Annotated in this window: 17 protein-coding genes; 9 read left to right on the forward strand and 8 right to left on the reverse strand. The window is 67.5% G+C overall.

The window, feature by feature from the left end; translation table 11 throughout:
• Positions 1 to 58: 58 nt before the first annotated feature.
• From AB4Y98_RS00140 to AB4Y98_RS00155, 4 genes are all read right to left on the reverse strand, one after another.
• Positions 59 to 2,632 (reverse strand): sensor domain-containing protein, encoded by a 2,574-nt coding sequence (locus AB4Y98_RS00140; RefSeq protein ID WP_223495012.1) that lies wholly within the window; start codon positions 2,630 to 2,632, stop codon positions 59 to 61.
• The gene (locus AB4Y98_RS00145) at positions 2,629 to 3,522 is read right to left on the reverse strand and encodes a hydroxymethylglutaryl-CoA lyase (RefSeq protein ID WP_099842398.1); all 894 of its coding nucleotides are present in this window, start codon (positions 3,520 to 3,522) and stop codon (positions 2,629 to 2,631) included. Before AB4Y98_RS00145 ends, AB4Y98_RS00140 begins: the two co-directional genes overlap by 4 nt.
• A 171-nt stretch (positions 3,523 to 3,693) precedes the next feature.
• Positions 3,694 to 4,080 (reverse strand): VOC family protein, encoded by a 387-nt coding sequence (locus AB4Y98_RS00150; RefSeq protein WP_312112974.1) that lies wholly within the window; start codon positions 4,078 to 4,080, stop codon positions 3,694 to 3,696.
• A gap of 1 nt (position 4,081) precedes the next feature.
• Positions 4,082 to 4,870, reverse strand: coding sequence for an enoyl-CoA hydratase-related protein (locus AB4Y98_RS00155; RefSeq protein WP_025874745.1), 789 nt, complete (start codon positions 4,868 to 4,870; stop codon positions 4,082 to 4,084).
• Positions 4,871 to 4,990: 120 nt separating this feature from the next.
• Here AB4Y98_RS00155 and AB4Y98_RS00160 point away from each other — a divergent pair, with 120 nt between their 5' ends.
• Genes AB4Y98_RS00160 through AB4Y98_RS00170 form a run of 3 tightly spaced genes read left to right on the forward strand, consistent with a single transcriptional unit; the run spans position 4,991 to position 7,358 of the window.
• Positions 4,991 to 5,245 (forward strand): FeoA family protein, encoded by a 255-nt coding sequence (locus AB4Y98_RS00160; protein WP_025874743.1) that lies wholly within the window; start codon positions 4,991 to 4,993, stop codon positions 5,243 to 5,245.
• Positions 5,242 to 7,104, forward strand: a complete 1,863-nt coding sequence (feoB, locus tag AB4Y98_RS00165) for a ferrous iron transport protein B (protein WP_032975492.1) — start codon at positions 5,242 to 5,244, stop codon at positions 7,102 to 7,104. The genes AB4Y98_RS00160 and feoB overlap by 4 nt, the downstream gene beginning before the upstream one ends.
• A complete protein-coding gene (locus AB4Y98_RS00170; protein WP_363733131.1) occupies positions 7,104 to 7,358 on the forward strand; it encodes a DUF6587 family protein in 255 nt (84 codons plus the stop codon). Before feoB ends, AB4Y98_RS00170 begins: the two co-directional genes overlap by 1 nt.
• Before the next feature lie 204 nt (positions 7,359 to 7,562).
• Here the strand turns inward: AB4Y98_RS00170 and AB4Y98_RS00175 are convergent, their stop codons facing one another.
• Both AB4Y98_RS00175 and AB4Y98_RS00180 read right to left on the reverse strand, forming a co-directional pair.
• Complete coding sequence (locus tag AB4Y98_RS00175; RefSeq protein WP_312786980.1) at positions 7,563 to 8,144, reverse strand: NAD(P)H-dependent oxidoreductase; 582 nt, start codon at positions 8,142 to 8,144, stop codon at positions 7,563 to 7,565.
• Positions 8,145 to 8,199: 55 nt separating this feature from the next.
• On the reverse strand, positions 8,200 to 8,595 hold the full coding sequence (locus AB4Y98_RS00180; protein ID WP_080148926.1) for a MerR family transcriptional regulator: 396 nt from the start codon (positions 8,593 to 8,595) through the stop codon (positions 8,200 to 8,202).
• Positions 8,596 to 8,754: 159 nt separating this feature from the next.
• On the opposite strand from AB4Y98_RS00180, the gene dapB reads away from it, so the two are divergent.
• From dapB to AB4Y98_RS00210, 6 genes are all read left to right on the forward strand, one after another.
• Entirely contained in the window at positions 8,755 to 9,483 is a 729-nt protein-coding gene (gene dapB, locus AB4Y98_RS00185; protein WP_363733133.1) for a 4-hydroxy-tetrahydrodipicolinate reductase, read from the forward strand.
• 334 nt (positions 9,484 to 9,817) lie between these two features.
• Entirely contained in the window at positions 9,818 to 10,948 is a 1,131-nt protein-coding gene (gene carA, locus AB4Y98_RS00190) for a glutamine-hydrolyzing carbamoyl-phosphate synthase small subunit (RefSeq protein ID WP_394196297.1), read from the forward strand.
• A complete protein-coding gene (locus AB4Y98_RS00195) occupies positions 10,948 to 11,502 on the forward strand; it encodes a hypothetical protein (RefSeq protein ID WP_442243480.1) in 555 nt (184 codons plus the stop codon). The genes carA and AB4Y98_RS00195 overlap by 1 nt, the downstream gene beginning before the upstream one ends.
• Positions 11,503 to 11,556: 54 nt before the next feature.
• Positions 11,557 to 14,799, forward strand: a complete 3,243-nt coding sequence (gene carB, locus AB4Y98_RS00200) for a carbamoyl-phosphate synthase large subunit (protein WP_442243481.1) — start codon at positions 11,557 to 11,559, stop codon at positions 14,797 to 14,799.
• 8 nt (positions 14,800 to 14,807) lie between these two features.
• A complete protein-coding gene (gene greA, locus AB4Y98_RS00205; protein ID WP_025874725.1) occupies positions 14,808 to 15,272 on the forward strand; it encodes a transcription elongation factor GreA in 465 nt (154 codons plus the stop codon).
• A gap of 3 nt (positions 15,273 to 15,275) precedes the next feature.
• Positions 15,276 to 16,196 (forward strand): phosphoglycerate mutase, encoded by a 921-nt coding sequence (locus tag AB4Y98_RS00210; RefSeq protein ID WP_025874723.1) that lies wholly within the window; start codon positions 15,276 to 15,278, stop codon positions 16,194 to 16,196.
• 38 nt (positions 16,197 to 16,234) lie between these two features.
• Here the strand turns inward: AB4Y98_RS00210 and AB4Y98_RS00215 are convergent, their stop codons facing one another.
• Positions 16,235 to 17,296 (reverse strand): DUF1176 domain-containing protein, encoded by a 1,062-nt coding sequence (locus tag AB4Y98_RS00215; protein WP_442243482.1) that lies wholly within the window; start codon positions 17,294 to 17,296, stop codon positions 16,235 to 16,237.
• The gene (locus tag AB4Y98_RS00220; protein ID WP_442243483.1) at positions 17,297 to 18,340 is read right to left on the reverse strand and encodes a DUF1176 domain-containing protein; all 1,044 of its coding nucleotides are present in this window, start codon (positions 18,338 to 18,340) and stop codon (positions 17,297 to 17,299) included.
• Between the last annotated feature and the right edge of the window lie 41 nt (positions 18,341 to 18,381).

Below are 18,381 nucleotides of genomic sequence, written 5' to 3' on the forward strand. Positions count from 1 at the left end.
GAACCGCCGATTCTAACGGAAGCGACGGCAGCCGCCGTTGTGCACTGCGCCGCCGGCCTCAGCCCAGTTCGCGGGCTCGGCGCAGGCGACGCTCGAAGTCGGCGGCGGGCAGGCCATGGGCGAACAGGAAGCCCTGGCCGACGGTCACCCCCAGGTCGAGCAGGCACTGCCGTTGTGGCTCGGTTTCCACGCCTTCGGCGACCACGCCCAGCCCCAGGCTGCGGGCGATCGCGCAGACTGCCTCGCAGACCGCCACATCCGAGCGGTTGCGGGGAATGCCTTCGACGAACAACTGGCTCAGTTTCAGCCCATGGATGGGAAGACGGCGCAGGTAGTTCAGGGCGCTGTAGCCTTCGCCGAAGTCATCGATGGTCAGCATCACCCCCATTTCGCGCAGGCGGGCGAAGGTGCGCAGGGTGTCTGGCGCATCCTCGATCAACACCCGCTCGGTGAACTCCAGCTCCAGCACGCTGCCGGGCAGCTCGAACTCATCCAGCACCTGCCGCACCCAGCGGGCGAGATCCTCACCGACGAACTGCCGCCAGGAAACGTTGACGGCCACCCGCACCAGGCCGAGCCCGTCGTCCTGCCATTGACGTACCTGCCGGCAGGCTTCGCGCAAGGCCCACTGGCCGATGCGCACGATGTCGCCGGTGTGCTCGGCGTGGCGGATGAACAGGTCCGGGCGCATCTGCCCCAACTGCGTGTTGTGCCAGCGCATCAATGCCTCGCAGGCGATGGTGGCGCCGCTGCGCAGGTTGACCTGTGGCTGGTACACCAGATGGAACTCGTCCCCATCAAGGGCTTTGTGCAGCCGGCTCTCGATCTGCAGGCGGTCATGCTGGCGCTGTGCCAGTTCCGGGGAGAACACCTGCCAACCGTTGCGGGTGCGGCGCTTGCACTCGTACATCGCCGTGTCGGCGTTCTGGATCAGCTGCTGCGGCCGGTTGCCATCGCGCGGTGCGCGGGCGATGCCGATGCTGGCGGTCACCGGGAACTCGTCGCTGCCCAGCTGGAACGGTGCCGAGAACGCCGCAGTGATGCGCTCGGCCAGCTGTTCGGCCTGGTCCGGCTGGTCGCGCAGGTCGCAGATCACCAGGAACTCGTCGCCGCCAAAGCGTGCAAGCAGGCCTTCGGTACCGATCGCGGTGGCGATGCGCCGGGTCGCTTCGATTAACAGTTCATCACCGGCGTTGTGGCCAAGCAGGTCGTTGACCACCTTGAAGCGGTCCAGGTCGATGTACAGCACCGCAACGCGGTCGTGGCTGGGGCTGTCCATGCGCACGCCCAGGTCGCTCAGCACCGCATCGCGGTTCATGATTCCGGTCAGCGGGTCGGTGCGGGCCTGCACGCGCAGGGTTTCCTCGGCCTGCTTGCGCTCGGTGATGTCCTGCACGGTGCCGGTGATGCGTGCGGCATCGACATCGCCGGCCGAGACCTCGCCGATCATCCTGATCCAGAACGAGTGGCCATCGCGGCGCTGGCCCTGCAGCTCCAGGCCGAAGCTGCTGCGGTGTTCGATGGTGTCGGCCAGCGCCTGCTGCAGGGCGGCGCGGTCGTCGCTGCGCAGGCAGTCCAGCAGGTCGGGCATGTCCTCCAGGTCGGCCGGCTGGCCGACGATGCGCCGCGCTTCATCGGTGAGGTACAGGCGCTGCAGGCCGCGATCCCACTCCCAACCGCCGATATGGGCCAGTGACTGCGCGCGCGCGAACAGGGTGTTGTTGCGCTTCAGTTCGGTGATGTCACTGAACATCGCATAGACATGGTCGGCCTGGTCGCAGCCGTTGCCGAACACCGGCACGTTGGTGGTGGACAACCACAGCATGCGTCCGCGCGGGCGGTGGTACAGGCCGATGATGGTGCTGCGGATCACCCGCCCGGCCTGGAAACAGCGGCTGGTCGGCCACTGTGACTGGGTCAACGGGTGGCCATGCTCGTCGACGATGATCCACGCTTCGGGATCGAGCATCGCGTTCAAGCCCACGCCGCCACCGGTGAGGCCGAGGATGCGATGTGCGGCCGGGTTGGCCGACAGCACGCGCAGGTCGCGGTCGAACAGGATCACGCCCTTGTCGATCGATTCCATCAACAGGCGATAGCGCGACTCGGCGCGCCAGCGCCCGCTCAGGTCGCGGGCGACGGCGACGATGCAGGGTTGGCCGCGGTCCTGGAAGCCGGCCGAGTGCACCTCCACCGGAAAGCGGCTGCCATCGCCGCGCATGTTGGTCACTTCGATGACGTAGGTGTCGCCACGGTTCAGCGCTTCCCACACCGGTTGCAGATGGTCGCTGGGCAGGTCGGGATTGAGCAGTTCGATCGGCTGGCCGACGATGTCCTCGCGCGGGCGGTCGTAGGCGACGATGCCTGCGCGGTTGACGTCCAGCACCACGCCTTCGGCGCTGAGGATGCTGACCGGGTCGGGCACGGCGTCGAACAACGCGGCATAGCGGGCCTGGGTATCCAGTTCGCGCTGCTGCGCATCGGCCAGCGCCTGCCGTGCCTGGCGCAGCAGCCTGGCCTGGGCCGGCGGCGGCGAAGCAGCCAGCGCCGCGTCCAGAGCGGCCAGCGCGACGTCGGTTGCGGCGGGTGTATCGCCGATGGCCGGACGGTCGCGCGGGCCGCTGTCGTTCATGTCGCTGCCAGCGCCTGCCCGACGCGGCTGGCGGTCGCGCGGCCGAGCAGTCCGGCCAGCCAGCGGCCGGTCTCGGCCAGCGACGGCAGGTCGACCCCGCACTCCAGGCCCAGGCCCTGCAGCAGGTACACCACGTCCTCGCTGGCCACGTTGCCGCTGGCGCCCTTCGCGTACGGGCAGCCGCCGGCACCGGACACCGCACTGTCGACCACGCGCACGCCTTCTTCCAGGCAGGCGGCGATGTTGGCGATGGCCTGGCCGTAGGTATCGTGGAAGTGCACGGCCAGTGCGCTCATCGGGATCTCGGCAGCCACCGACTGCAGCATCGCGCGGGCCTTGCGTGGCGTGCCGACGCCGATGGTGTCGCCCAGAGAGATTTCATAGCACCCCATCTGGTGCAGCGCCCGGGCGACGCGCACTACGTCGGCCAGCGGTACCTCGCCCTGGTACGGGCAGCCGAGCACGGTGGAGACGTAGCCGCGCACGCGCACGCCGTCGGCGGCCGCGCGGCGCAGGATCGGCTCGAAGCGGGCCAGCGATTCATCGATGCCGGCGTTGGTGTTGGTGCGGTTGAAGGCTTCCGATGCAGCGGTGAATACCGCGATTTCCTGCACGCCGACGGCGCGCGCACGGTCGTAGCCCTGTTCGTTCGGTACGAGTACTGGATAGGCGATGCCGGGGCGCCGCTGGATGCCCGCATAGACCTCGGCAGCATCGGCCAGTTGCGGGACCCAGCGCGGGCTGACGAAGCTGGTCGCCTCGATGGTGCGCAGGCCGGTGGCCGACAGGCGATCGATCAGGGCGATCTTGTCGGTGGTGGCCACGGCCTGCTTTTCGTTCTGCAGCCCGTCGCGCGGGCCGACCTCGACGATGCGGACGAAATCGCTCATCGCGGCACCCCTGCGGCGGGCGGGATGGGACGGGCAGGGCGGATGGGATCGACTGGGGTCACGGCGGTTCCTGGAAAACGGGGGCGGCCCGGTCTTCGCCAGGCTGCCAGATGAGATACGCAGGCGGGTCGCACAAGCGGCCACGCCTGCGCCTGGTGGCGACGCAGGGGTCTACCCGGGCAGGTGGCAGACTGCCTCGATGTTGTTGCCATCGGGGTCGATAACGAAGGCGGCGTAGTAGTCCGGGTGATACCACGGACGCAGGCCGGGCGCGCCATTGTCGCGTCCCCCTGCGGCCAGCGCGGCGGCGTGGAAGGCATCAACCTGGGCGCGTTCGGCGCAGACGAAGGCCACGTGCACGCCCTGGCTGAGCGGCGCCGCATTGCCCAGCCAGAAGAACGGCTTGCCGTGGTTGCCGAAACCCACGTGGTCGTGGGCGCCGGTCTGTGCGGCGCTTACCTCCATCACCACGCCGATCTGCAGCGGTGCCAGCGCCTGCAGGAAGAAGGCCCTGCTGCGCGGCAGGTCGCCGCTGTTCAAGCCGATATGGTCCAGCATGTCAGGCCTCCGTGACCCAGTGCGGCGCGCGTTTGTCGAGGAAGGCACCCAGGCCTTCCTGGCCCTCGGCCGATACCCGCAGGCGGGCGATCAGGGCGGCATTGTCACGGTCCAGGCTGTCGCGGTCATGGGCGTCGCGAACCTGCCGGACCAGCAGCTTGGCCGAAGCCGAGGCGATCGGCCCGGCCTTGTCGAGCAGGGCCAACTGTCGCTGCACCGCCTCGTCCAGGCGTTCGGGCTCCACCAGCTGGTGGATCAGGCCGATACGCAGGGCGGTGTCGGCGTCGAAGTGCTCGCCGGTGGCGAACCAGCGGCGGGACTGGCGGCTGCCGATGGCCTCGATCACATAGGGCGAGATCACTGCTGGCAGCAGGCCCAAGCGGCTTTCGGTCAGGCCGAAACGGGCGGCGGTGGTGGCGATGGCGATATCGCAGCAGGCCACCAGGCCGACGCCGCCACCAAAGGCGGCGCCGTGGACACGGGCGAGGGTGGGCTTGGGCAGTTCGTCCAGGGTGCGCATAAGCCGGGCCAGGGCCAGGGCGTCGTCACGGTTGTCGGCCTCGCTGGCGGAGGCCATGCCGCGCATCCACTGCATGTCGGCACCGGCAGAGAAGGAGGCGCCGTGGCCGGCCACCACCACCGTGCGCACGGTGTCATCGCGGCCGGCCGCTTCCAAGGCTGCGGTCAGCCGGGCGATCAGGCCGGCGTCAAAGGCGTTGTGCAGCTCCGGCCGGTTCAGCCAGAGGGTCAGGACAGCGCCGTTGCGCTCGATCTGCAAAGCATCGTTCATGGGATTCCGGGGGTTGCTCCATACCTGTATGGATCATAGCGGGCCATTGGTCATGGGCCATGACGCGACGCGGGAATGTTAGAATCGAGAACCATTTACATCCAGCAGAGAACACGCTAGATGACGCTGTCCGAACTGCCCCTGCACGCCTCGGCCGTGGTCGATTCCGTGCAGGACCTGCATGCCAACGATGCCATCGCCCGGCGCCTGCGCGAGCTGGGCTTCGTCAAGGGCGAGGAAGTGCGCCTGGTGGCGCGAGGCCCGGTCGGCGGCGAGCCGCTGCTGGTGCAGGTCGGTTTCACCCGTTTCGCGCTGCGTATCAGTGAGGCCCGGCGCGTGGTCATCGACCCGGCCAGCCAGGAGGGACGTGCATGAGCGCCACCGCAACCGCCGCCCCGCTGCGCATCGCGCTGGTCGGCAACCCCAACAGCGGCAAGACCGCGCTGTTCAACCAGCTGACCGGCAGCCGGCAGAAGGTCGCCAATTACACCGGCGTCACCGTTGAGCGCAAGGAAGGCCGCCTGCGTGCGCCGTCCGGCCGCGAGTTCGCCGTGCTCGACCTGCCGGGCGCCTACAGCCTGCAGCCGGCCAGCCTGGACGAGGCGATCACCCGCGACCTGTGCCGGGGGTTCTACCCGGGCGAGGCCGCGCCGGACGTCCTTCTGTGCGTGATCGACGCCACCAACCTGCGCCTGCACCTGCGCTTCGCACTGGAACTGCGCGAGCTGGGCAAGCCGATGATCATCGCCCTGAACATGGTCGACGCCGCGCAGCGCCGCGGCATCCAGATCGATGTAGCCGCGCTGGAGCGCGAGATCGGTGTGCCGGTGGTGGAAACCGTGGCGGTGCGCAAGCAGGGCGCGCGTGCACTGGTGGAACGCCTGGATACGATGGTGCCGCACCTGGATGCGCCGCTGGCCGGCGTTGAGAGCGGTGTGGACTACCACGCGCAGGTGCGCGCGATCCTGGCCGCAGCCGTGCGGATGCCGGCACGGACGGCGAAGATCGACGACACGCTGGACCGCTGGCTGCTGCATCCGGTGTTCGGCCTGATCACGCTGGTGGTGGTGATGTTCCTGATCTTCCAGGCGGTGTTCGCCTGGGCCACGCCGCTGATGGATGGCATCGAGGCTGGCTTTGCCTGGCTGGGTGAGCTGGCCGCCAGCGTGCTGCCGGCAGGTCCGCTGACCAGCCTGCTGACCGATGGCATCATCGCCGGCCTGGGGGGCGTGGTGGTGTTCCTGCCGCAGATCCTGATCCTGTTCGCCTTCATCCTGGCGCTGGAAGAGTCCGGTTACCTGCCACGCGCCGCGTTCCTGCTGGACCGCATGATGGCGGCGGCCGGCCTGTCGGGGCGGTCGTTCATCCCGCTGCTGTCCAGCTTTGCCTGCGCGGTGCCGGGCATCATGGCCACCCGCAGCATCCAGGACCCGCGTGACCGCCTGGCCACGATCCTGGTGGCGCCGCTGATGACCTGCTCGGCAAGGCTGCCGGTATATGCGCTGCTGATCGGTGCGTTCATACCGGCCGGCAGGATCGGCATCTTCAACCAGCAGGGCCTGGTGCTGTTCGGCCTGTACGTGGCGGGCATCCTCAGCGCGCTGGTGATGTCGTGGGTGATGAAGAAGTGGCGCCGCGACAAGAGCGAGCACCCGCTGATGCTGGAGCTGCCGTCGTACCGCATTCCGCATCCGCGCGACCTCGCCGTCGGCCTGTACGAGCGCGGCATGATCTTCCTCAAGCGTGTCGGCGGCATCATCCTGGCGCTGACCATCCTGCTGTGGTTCCTGCTGTCGTTCCCGGGCGCGCCCGCCGACGCGACGATGCCGGCCATCGACTACAGCTACGCCGGCCAGATCGGTCATGCGATGACCGCGATCTTCGCGCCGCTGGGCTTCAACTGGCAGATCTGCATCGCCCTGATTCCGGGCCTCGCTGCGCGCGAAGTAGCGGTGTCCTCGCTGGCGACGGTGTATGCGCTGTCGGCCGCCGATGATGATGCGGCGATCTCCGCACTGTCGCCGGTGGTGGCCGACGGCTGGTCGCTGGCTACCGGCCTGGCCCTGCTGGTGTGGTTCATCTACGCGCCGATGTGCATTTCGACGCTGGCCACCATCAAGCGCGAGACCAACTCGTGGAAGACGATGGGCTTCTCGGCGTTCTACCTGTTTGCTGCGGCCTATGTCGCGGCGCTGATCACCTACCAGGTGACCGTGGCGCTGGGAGGCGGCTGATGGACGCCGGCCTGCTGGTGCAGTACCTGATCATCGCGGTGGCCGTGCTGGCCAGTGCGTGGGTGGTGTTGAAGAAGCAGGCGCCCGGCACCGTGCGCAAGCTGCGCGGCGCGCTGGCACTGGCGCTGCTGAAGCCGGGCCGTGCGGCCTGGCTGCAGGCGCTGGGCCGGAAGATCGCGCCGCCGGCCACTGGCGGTGGCGGTGCGTGCGGCGGCTGCGACAGCTGCGGACCGACGCCGCCGAAGCAGCACTAGAGAGGCGTCTGGGCGCTGCCCTGGTGGGTGCGGACCTTCCCTGGTGGGTGCGGACCTTGGTCCGCACTGCCGATTGATCATCCACGCATGGCGTGGATCTACGCATCCCCAGCGCTGCCCTCCAGCGGTGTCGGAATTGATCATCCACGCATGGAGTGGATCTACGTTGCAGGCAGGGTGAGGCGACCGGTTCGCGGCTATGCCTCAACCTGCCCGCGTGCCAAGCTCCGCTGCCAGTGCCAACCAGCGTTCGCGCTGTTGCGGCGTGCTGCTGCGCACCGGGCCCAGCCGGCTGACCCGCACCGGGCGGATGCCGCAGAACTCAAGGATGGTGGCACGGATCTGGGTGATGCCCGGATCGCGGTAGATCCAGCGGTAGTACCAGGGCGGCGTATCCAGCGTGGTGATGACCCGCGCGCTGCGCCCCGCCAGCAGCCGGTCCCACCACACCGAATCGCGACGGTAGCGGAAGGCGAAGCCCGGCAGCAGCACGCGGTCGAAGAAGCCCTTCAGCAGTGCCGGCATCGCGCCCCACCAGGTCGGGTAGACCAGCACCAGGTGGTCGCAAGCCTGGATCGCGTCTGCTGCATCCTGCAGGTCGGTTTCCAGTGGCTGGATCTGGCGATAACCGTGGCGCAGCACCGGGTCGAACTGCAGTTCACCCAGGGCGATCATGTGCACGCGGTGGCCGGCGTTGCGGGCGGCGGTCGCGTAGCGGTGGGCGAGGGCGCCGCACAGGCTGTCGCGGTCGGGATGGCCAAGCAGGATCAGGATGGAACGGGACACGGCAGTCTCGGAGGCTGGAAGGCGACCGACGTTGCGCTATGCCCCAAGGGCAGAGTCAAACCCCGCCAGGGCAGCCAGCGGGAGCCAGCACGCAGGTGCCATCGCCCTGCTGCAGCCATTGCCGCAGCTCGTCACCCACCTGCTGTAGTTCGACCTCGACGCGGGCAAGCCGCTCGCGCTCGGCGGCAATCGCAGTGCGCTGGCGCTCCAGCAGGGCGAGCACGGCTGGCCAGTCCAGCTGGCCGTCGCCACGCTGCAGGCGGGTGATGGCGGCCAAGCCGATGCCCAGCCCCAGTGCCTGCCGGATCAGCTGCACCCAGGCCACGTCCTGCTCGCTGTAGTCGCGATAGCGGTTCAGGCGCGGCACTGGCGGCAGCAGGCCGCGTGCCTCGTACAGGCGGATGGCCTTGGCGCTGGCGCCGGTGCGGCGGGCGACTTCGGAAATGCGCACCGTTTCAGCCCTGCATCCGCGCAGGCGGCATGACGGCGTCAGCGCTTGGCGCGGGCGGTTTGCAAAGGTGCATGGGGTGCGGGCCAGCGCTTGAAGGGGCACGCAGCGTAGCAGCGACAGTGCTTGCCGGACCATGCGTGCTGCCGCTAGCCTGCGTGCATGAACCAGACTCCCCTGCGATTGCTTATTCACGGCGCCTCCGGGCGCATGGGCCAGGCCCTGTTGCGGCTGGCCGCCGAACATCCTGATTCCCTGCAGATCGTCGCTGCGGTGACCGGCCGTGCGCCGGCGCAGCGGGTGATCGACGGCGTGCCGTTCTTCGCGGCCAGCGAGTTGCCGGGGGCGCCGGTGTTCGATGTGGCGATCGACTTCAGCCTGCCCGAGGGCTTCGATGCGCTGCTGGCACTGTGCGTGGAGCGCGGTGCGGGACTGGTATCGGGCACCACCGGTATTTCCAGTGTGCAGCGCCAGGCACTGGAAGCAGCGGCGGCGAAGATCCCGCTGGTGTGGGCGTCGAACTTCAGCCTGGGCGTGGCGGTGCTCGATGAGCTGGTGGAGCGTGCGTCGCAGGCGCTGGCCGGCTGGAACTGCGACATCGTCGAATCGCACCATACGCAGAAGAAGGACGCTCCCTCGGGCACGGCGTTGACCTTGGGCGCCGCGGCGCAGCGGGGCGGGGCCGAGCCGCAGTACGCCAGCCTGCGCGCCGGAGACATCGTCGGCGAGCATCTGGTGCAGTTCACCGGCCTGGGCGAGCGCATCGAACTGGTGCACCGGGCCACCAACCGCGACATCTTCGCCCGCGGGGCGCTGTTTGCTGCTCGCCAGCTGCAGGGTCGGGCGGCTGGCAGCTACCGGGTAAGGGACCTGCTGGACGGGCCCGGGTAACGGTCCCGGGTCGATGGTAGATGCCAACCTTGGTTGGCAGCCGTTGCTGAACGCGCCAACCAAGGTTGGCGCCTACCGGAGCCGGGCAGGTCGGATGGCAGCGGCCCGGTCATCGGCCTGCATACGCACCCGGATTGAAATGAATGCGCAATCGCCTGTTCATGAATGGCGATAACCGCTGGCGCGAGCGCCCCGGCACCGCTACAATTCGCACTCGCCGAATCACGAAAGCCGGACCGGTCCCAGACCGTACGTCCGCGCTTTTTTGCAACCGGATTTCCGTGAAGCGCAGGCGTGACTTCGGCACCCCCTCGGTAGCCAAAGTGAGAATTCCGTGACCCAAGCCGCAATCCTCGTCCTCGAAGACGGCACCGTATTCGAGGGCGAATCCGTAGGCGCGCCCGGCCTGTCCGTCGGTGAGGTGGTGTTCAACACCGCCATGACCGGCTACCAGGAAGTGTTGACCGACCCGTCCTACGCCCGGCAGATGGTCACGCTGACCTATCCGCACATTGGCAACACCGGCATGACCGACCAGGACAATGAAGCGTCCAAGGTGTGGTCGGCCGGCCTGATCGTGCGCGACGTACCGCGCCGCCCGAGCAGCTGGCGCAGCCAGGTGTCGCTGCAGGACTGGCTGATCCAGCGTGGCGTGGTCGCCATCGCCGGCATCGACACCCGCAAGCTGACCCGCATCCTGCGCGAGAAGGGCGCCCAGAACGGCGCGCTGATGGCTGGCGACGACATCGATGTGGAAAAGGCACTGGAAGCGGCCCGCAAGTTCCCGGGGCTGAAGGGCATGGATCTGGCCAAGGTCGTGACTACCGACAAGACCTACGTCTGGACCGAGGGCCAGCTGGACCTGGATGCCAACGCCTTCGTCAGCGTGCCGGCCCAGTACAAGGTCGTGGCGTACGACTTCGGCGTGAAGACCAACATCCTGCGCATGCTGGCCGAGCGCGGCTGTGAGGTCACCGTGGTGCCGGCGCAGACCCCGGCCGCTGAAGTGCTGGCGCTGAAGCCGGACGGCGTGTTCCTGTCCAACGGCCCGGGTGACCCGGAACCGTGCGACTACGCGATCGCCGCGATCAAGACCTTCATCGACGTGAAGATCCCGACCTTCGGCATCTGCCTGGGCCATCAGCTACTGGGCCTGGCCTCGGGCGCGAAGACGATCAAGATGGGCCATGGCCACCACGGCGCGAACCATCCGGTGCAGGACCTGGACAGCGGCCGGGTGATGATCACCTCGCAGAACCACGGCTTCGCGGTGGATGAAGCGACCCTGCCGGCCACCCTGCGGGTGACCCACCGTTCGCTGTTCGACGGCACCAACCAGGGCATCGCCCGCACCGATGTGCCGGCGTTCTCGTTCCAGGGCCACCCGGAAGCCTCGCCGGGCCCGACCGACGTCGGTCCGCTGTTCGATCGTTTCGTGACCTTGATGGCCGAGGCCAAGGCTTGATGCGCAGCGTCGCTCTGCTGCTGTCGCTGTGCTGCGCCGCGGGTGCGGCACAGGCCGCTCCGGCGTCCGACGCCGACGTGGCTGCGGTAGTGAAGACGCTGGGCATGGGCTCGCTGGGCACCACCATGGCCAGCCTGGTGATCGACAGCACGCCGGCGTTGAAGGCGTTGCCGGATGCCGACCAGGCATGCGCGCAGGCACCCGTGCGCGATCTGCTGGATGCACAGTTCCGCCGTTCGATCATCCAGGGTCTGGGCAGCGATGGCGATGTGGTGATCGCCGAATGGTCGCGCTTCCTGGCCACGCCCGCGGGCCAGGCCCTGTCGACCACGTTCGCCAATTCCACCCCGGAAAATACCGAGGCCAAGGCCGGCGCCGGTCTGGCTGGCGCGGACCGCGCACAGCTTGCCGCCTTCATGGCCAGCCCGACGTACCGACGCATGGTGGCGTCGTTCGAAAGTGGGCCGGCGATTCCAGAGGATCTGGACGCGCAGTTGGCCAAGCCGTTGCAGGACCAGTGCCGGATTGCGCTGAAACCCGAAGAGATTTCCTGATCGACAGCGTGCGATCACTCCCCCTTGTCACGCTGTACTGACTTAGAGAAGAAAATGCCCAAGCGCACTGACCTCAAGACCATCCTCATCATCGGTGCCGGCCCGATCGTCATCGGCCAGGCCTGTGAGTTCGATTACTCCGGCGCCCAGGCCTGCAAGGCCCTGCGTGACGAGGGCTACCGCGTGGTGCTGGTCAACAGCAATCCGGCCACGATCATGACCGACCCGGAGATGGCCGACGCCGTCTACATCGAGCCGATCAACTGGCAGACCGTCGAGAAGATCATCGCCAAGGAGAAGCCCGACGCGCTGCTGCCGACCATGGGTGGCCAGACCGCGCTGAACTGCGCGCTGGACCTGGCCGACAACGGTGTGCTTGAGAAGTACAACGTCGAGCTGATCGGCGCCAAGCGCGAAGCGATCATGATGGCCGAAGACCGCGAGCTGTTCCGCGTGGCGATGAGCGAGATCGGCCTGGAGTGCCCGACCGCTGCCGTTGCCCATACCCTGGACGAAGCGCTGGAGATCCAGACCCGCGTCGGCTATCCGACCATCATCCGCCCCAGCTTCACTTTGGGCGGCAGTGGCGGCGGCATTGCCTACAACCGCGAAGAGCTGATCGAGATCGTCAACCGCGGCCTGGAACTGTCGCCGACCACCGAAGTGCTGGTCGAAGAGTCGGTGCTGGGCTGGAAGGAATTCGAGATGGAAGTGGTCCGCGATACCGCGGACAACTGCATCATCGTCTGCTCGATCGAGAACCTGGACCCGATGGGCGTGCACACCGGTGACTCGATCACCGTGGCCCCGGCGCAGACCCTGACCGACAAGGAATACCAGCGCCTGCGCGATGCCTCCATCGCCGTGCTGCGCAAGATCGGCGTGGACACCGGTGGTTCGAACGTGCAGTTCGGCATCAACCCGGATACCGGCCGCGTGGTGGTGATCGAGATGAACCCGCGCGTGTCGCGTTCCTCGGCGCTGGCGTCCAAGGCCACCGGCTTCCCGATCGCCAAGGTCGCGGCCAAGCTGGCCGTGGGCTACACCCTGGACGAACTGAAGAACGAGATCACCGGCGGCCTGACCCCGGCCTCGTTCGAGCCGTCCATCGACTACGTCGTCACCAAGATTCCGCGCTTCGCTTTCGAGAAGTTCCCGGCTGCCGATGCACGCCTGACCACCCAGATGAAGTCGGTGGGCGAGGTGATGGCGATGGGCCGCACCTTCCAGGAATCGATGCAGAAGGCCCTGCGTGGCCTGGAAACCGGCAAGGTCGGCTTCGACCCGACCGGCCTGGACCTGACCAGTGAAGACGATCTGCAGACCCTGCGCCGCGAGCTGAAGGCGCCGGGTCCGGAGCGCCTGTTCTTCGTCGCCGACGCGTTCCGTGCCGGCATGAGCGTGGAGGACATCTTCAAGCTGTCCTACATCGATCCGTGGTTCCTGGACCAGATCGAAGAAATCATCGCCGCCGAGACCCAGGTCGCGGCCGATGGGATCGATGCACTGGATGCGGCGCGCCTGCGCAAGCTCAAGCGTGCCGGCTYCTCCGACGCGCGCCTGGCCCAGCTGACCGGCACCAACGAAGCGGCCGTGCGCGCGCTGCGTCGCGCACACAAGGTGCGCCCGGTGTACAAGCGCGTGGACTCCTGTGCCGCCGAGTTCTCCACTGGCACCGCCTACCTGTACTCGACCTATGAGGACGAGTGTGAAGCCGCGCCGAGCAACCGCGACAAGATCATGATCCTCGGCGGTGGCCCGAACCGCATCGGCCAGGGCATCGAGTTCGACTACTGCTGCGTGCACGCGGCACTGGCGCTGCGCGAGGATGGCTATGAAACCATCATGGTCAACTGCAACCCGGAAACCGTGTCGACCGACTACGACACCTCCGACCGCCTGTACTTCGAGCCGCTGACTCTGGAAGACGTGCTGGAAATCGTCGAGCTGGAACAGCCCAAGGGCGTGATCGTTCAGTACGGCGGCCAGACCCCGCTGAAGCTGGCGCGCGCGCTGGAAGCCAACGGCGTGCCGGTGATCGGCACCTCGCCGGACTCGATCGACCTGGCCGAAGACCGCGAGCGCTTCCAGCAGCTGGTGGACAAGCTGGGCCTGAAGCAGCCGCCGAACCGCATTGCCCGCAACGACCAGGAAGCCCTGCTGCTGGCGCGTGAGATCGGCTACCCGCTGGTGGTGCGCCCGAGCTACGTGCTGGGTGGCCGCGCGATGGAAATCGTCTATGGCGAATCCGACCTGGCCCGCTACGTGCGTGATGCGGTGAAGGTATCCAACGATTCGCCGGTGCTGCTGGACCGCTTCCTCGACAATGCCGTCGAGTGCGACGTGGACATCATCGCCGACGCCCAGGGCAACGTCCTGATCGGTGGCGTGATGGAGCACATCGAAGAGGCCGGCGTGCACTCGGGCGATTCCTCCTGCTCGCTGCCGCCTTACTCGCTGTCGGCTGAAACCCAGGCCGAGCTGCGTCGCCAGGTGGTCGAGCTGGCCAAGGCCCTGAACGTGGTGGGCCTGATGAACACCCAGTTCGCGATCCAGACCGATGAGGAAGGCAACGACACCATCTTCCTGCTGGAAGTGAACCCGCGTGCCTCGCGCACCGTGCCCTTCGTGTCCAAGGCCACCGGCATGCCGCTGGCCAAGATCGCGGCCCGCTGCATGGCGGGCAAGACCCTGGAAGAGCAGGGCGCCACCAAGGAAATCGTGCCGGACTACTACTCGGTGAAGGAAGCGATCTTCCCGTTCGCCAAGTTCCAGGGCGTCGACCCGATCCTCGGGCCGGAGATGCGCTCCACCGGTGAGGTGATGGGCGTGGGCCGCAGCTTCAACGCCGCCTTCGCGCGCGCGCAGGAAGCCGGTGGCATCAAGGCGCCGCCGGTGGGCAAGGCGTTCGTGTCGGTGCGCGACCCGGACAAGAAGCGCGTGCTGCCGGTGGCCAAGGCCCTGCTGGCACGTGGCTACAGCCTGGTTGCCACCCGTGGCACCGCAGCGTGGCTGCAGCAGCACGGCATGGACTGCGAGATCATCAACAAGGTGGTCGAGGGTCGCCCGCACATCGTCGATTCGATCAAGAACGGCGAGATCGTCTATATCGTCAACACGACCGAAGGCCGTGCCGCGATCAACGACTCGTTCTCGATCCGTCGCGAGGCACTGCAGCACCGTGTCACCTATTCGACCACCATTGCCGGTGCCAAGGCGCTGGTGGATTCACTGGAATTCCGCGGTACCGGCCCGGTCTGGTCGCTGCAGGAACTGCACAAGGAGTTGAACGCATGAGAGCACCCATCACGATGAAGGGCGCGCAGCGTCTGCGCGACGAACTGGATCACCTGAAGTCGGTCAAGCGTCCGAAGGTGATCGCCGCGATCGCCGAAGCGCGCGAGCACGGCGACCTGAAGGAGAACGCCGAGTACCACGCCGCGCGCGAGGAACAGGGCTTCATCGAAGGCCGCATCAAGCAGCTGGAAGGCGAGCTGTCGCACGCCGAGATCATCGACGTGAGCAAGCTCAATGCAGGCTCCAAGGTGGTGTTCGGCGCCAGCGTGATCCTGGCCGACGTGGAATCGGACGAAGAGAAGAAGTACCAGATCGTTGGTGATCTGGAAGCGGACATCAAACTCGGCCTGATCGCGATTTCCTCGCCGGTCGCCCGCGCGATGATCGGCAAGCTGGAAGGTGACTCGATCGTGATCGATGCGCCGGCCGGCCAGCGCGAGTACGAGATCGTCAGCGTCAGCTACCAGGACTGATCCGTGGCGACGGCAACCCTGCTGTTGCCGGCACGCAGCCGCTTTGCGGTGGCTGCATTGCCGGATGACGTGGCGCGCGCCCTGGGCCGCGCCACCACTTCGCAGGGCGATGCCGGCGAACGCGCGCAGCTGCTGCGCCACTTCACGGTGGCCGCGCCGCACTGGCCGGTAGCCGCGTTGACCCGGCAGCGTGACGTCGGCGATGCCGCCGGCGCCTGCTGGCTGCGTGCCGATCCGGCCTGCATGGTGCCGGACATGCATGGCGCGCGGATGATGGGCCACGGCGAAACGCTGCGGCCCAGCCTGGCCGATACGCTGGCGTTGCTGCCCGTGCTGCAGCCGCTGTTTGCGGATGCAGGCTTCGTGCTGGATGCACCCGATCCGTCACGCTGGTACCTGCGCCTGCCCATCGGTACTGAACTGCCGGAGTTTGACAGCCCCGACGAGGTGTTGGGTGATGACCTGTTCTCGCACCTGCCGCCGGGCGAGGCGGGCCGTCGCTGGCGCGCACTGATGACCGAAGCACAGGTGCTGCTGCACACCCACTCGTGGAACCAGCAGCGCGCCGCGCAGGGCCAGCAGCCGATCAATTCGCTGTGGTTCTGGGGTGGTGGCGTGATGCCGGTATCGGTGGCCACACCGCATGCTCAGGTACGCAGCCGCGATGCGCTGCTGCAGGGCCTGGCCCAGGCCGCAGGTGTCGCGGTGGATGGTGAGCAGTCGGTCGATGCACTGGTCGACCTGCGCCAGCTGCGCTCGTTGCAGCAGCTGGGCAACGACGCGATCCGGCCGCTGCTGGCCGCGCTCAAGCGTGGCGAACTGCAACGGCTGGTGCTGGATTTCGAGGACGGCCTGCAGTTCCAGTTGGATCGCGGCCAGCGCTGGCAGTTCTGGAAGAAGCCACGGCAGCTGCACGACGCTTGAGGCAAGGCGGTAGCGCCGGGTCATGCCCGGCGCATGCGCTATCGAATATCGGTGACATGGATCGGCAGCTGCCAATGCCTGCGGCTCGGGCTGCTGCAGTAGTAGCCGACAAACGCCCCGCTCAGGATCAGACGCGTTCCATCCCAAACCCAGTGCCGGTTCGTCCCGCAGGCATCCTTGTCTGTGGCAAGGCCTTCTTCAAGAAACACGGCGTGCGGGTAGAGCGGAAACAGCGGGGTCGGCGAGAGCAGCCTGGGTGCGAATGGCGAACGGTCGCGGATCAGCCAGGTACCCGCTGGCACGATGTGGCGGTCAGTTGCACAGCTCAACATGGCAAGGACATGGGTGGCATCTACCCGTTCGATGCGTAGTTGGCGCGACGACATCCGTTCGCAGGCGTTCCGCGCGGCGGCCACCGGTTGCAGTTGCTGAAGCAGCTCTGCCCGCCCAGCCAGCTGCCCATCGTCTTCATGTGCTTCGACCAGCAGGGGTGGCGCCTTCAGGGGTGGCGCGGCTACCGCGGCCGGCACCTTCGATTCTGGTTGTGCGCCCTTGCGCACCAGTGCGCCTGGGGTATCCAGCCGACCCTGTACCTCGTCCATCTTCAGCAGCAACGTGCGGATGCCATGATCCGACAGCGGCCACGCGTGGCCGGATGCGTCGCTCATCTCGATGCGCCTGCCATCGAGCAGTGCATCGATCATCGATGCCACGTAGTGGGCGGGCAGCTCCAGGCCAAGGTCGAGCGCCTCGCTGTGGCCGATGGCACCGAGATCCCTTCCATCCACGCGCAGTCGCAGCGTTCCTTCAGGCGCTACCGCCGCCGGGGTGCGAGGCGCGTCCTCGGCGCCTTCGGCCATTGACAGCCGTGCGGTGACCGCCGTCTGCGGCCCGCCGGCGCGTTCGACCAGCATGCTCAGCATCAGCGGTGCCAGCGGACCGTAGGCTGCCAGCCGGCAGGTGCGGGTGTTGTCGCAGGCCATCACCCCGTCGCCCTCCACGAACGATGTGCCCAGCGGTTCAGCGGCCGTGGCAACCGACGCCAGCGCCAAAGACGCCAGCAGCGGCAGCGGGGTGTACAACAGTGAAGGCGTGCGCATTCAACGAACCTCGCTGACAAGCGTCGGCAGCGTCCAGTGCCCGCCCGCCACGCCACGACACAGACCGGTACTGAACGCACTGCTTGGCTGGAATCTGCGGCCATCCCAGGCCCAGTCCCAGCCGGAAACGCAGTCGCCGATGCCGCGGCCCTTGTAGCGCGCGTACAACGTGCGATCGGAGCGCGAGAAGCCTTCTGCCTCCAGCGTGACCGTCTCAGGTGCGAACGGCGGCTGATCGCGCGCGATCCAGAAGCCATTGCTGTAGTTGTACGCGCCCATCTGGCACAACGCCTGCACCAGCACATGGTGGTCGTCCAACCGCTCGATCACCATTTCCGGTGTTCCCTTGTACTCGATCAGGCGCGGACAGTCGTCGTTGTCGCCGAGCGTGGCAATCAGCGCGTCGCGCAGCGCTTCGCTGCTGCCCAGCCCGCTATCGCCGGGGCGGCCGGCCGCCAGCACACCGCGCACGATCACCGGCTTGGCCACTGCGGCGGGCACGCTCGCTTCGGCACGCGTGCCGCGGCGTACCAGCGCACCGGGCGTGCCCACGCGCCCTTGGACCTCGTCCATTTTCAGCAGCACCGCGGCGGCACCACGATCCGAAATCGGCCAGCGCGTGCCCCTGCTGTCGATCACCTCGATACGGGCCTGGCCGGGCAGGGCGGCCAGCACGCCTTCTACCTGCGCCGGCCGCAGCATCACTGCCTCGTCGGCCCCGGTGTCCTGCACTGGGCCCAGATCACGGCCGTTCACGTGCAGGCGCATTGAACCTTCAGGCACTGCGCTTTCGCCATCCTCACCGACCCGCAGCCTCGCCTTCACTGCCGTGCCGGGGCCGCCGGCACGTTCCAGCATCAGGCCCAGCAGGCTGTCCGCCTGTTCAGGGCTGTAGCCGGCTGCACGGCAGGTGCCGGTGTTGTCGCAGGCCAGGAACCAGTCGTGGTGTACGAACTCGATACCGGGGGTTGGCGGCGTGTTTGCCGCCTGGGAAGCAAGTGGCAGCAGGAGGCTGGCAAGCAGTACGGACAGCAGGCGGTACATGGCGAATTCCGTTTCAGAAGCGAACAAGCATGGGCGATCAC

Origin of the sequence: Stenotrophomonas sp. 2YAF26 (assembly GCF_052114625.1) — a bacterium.
GTDB classification, from domain to species: Bacteria; Pseudomonadota; Gammaproteobacteria; order Xanthomonadales; family Xanthomonadaceae; genus Stenotrophomonas; species Stenotrophomonas indicatrix.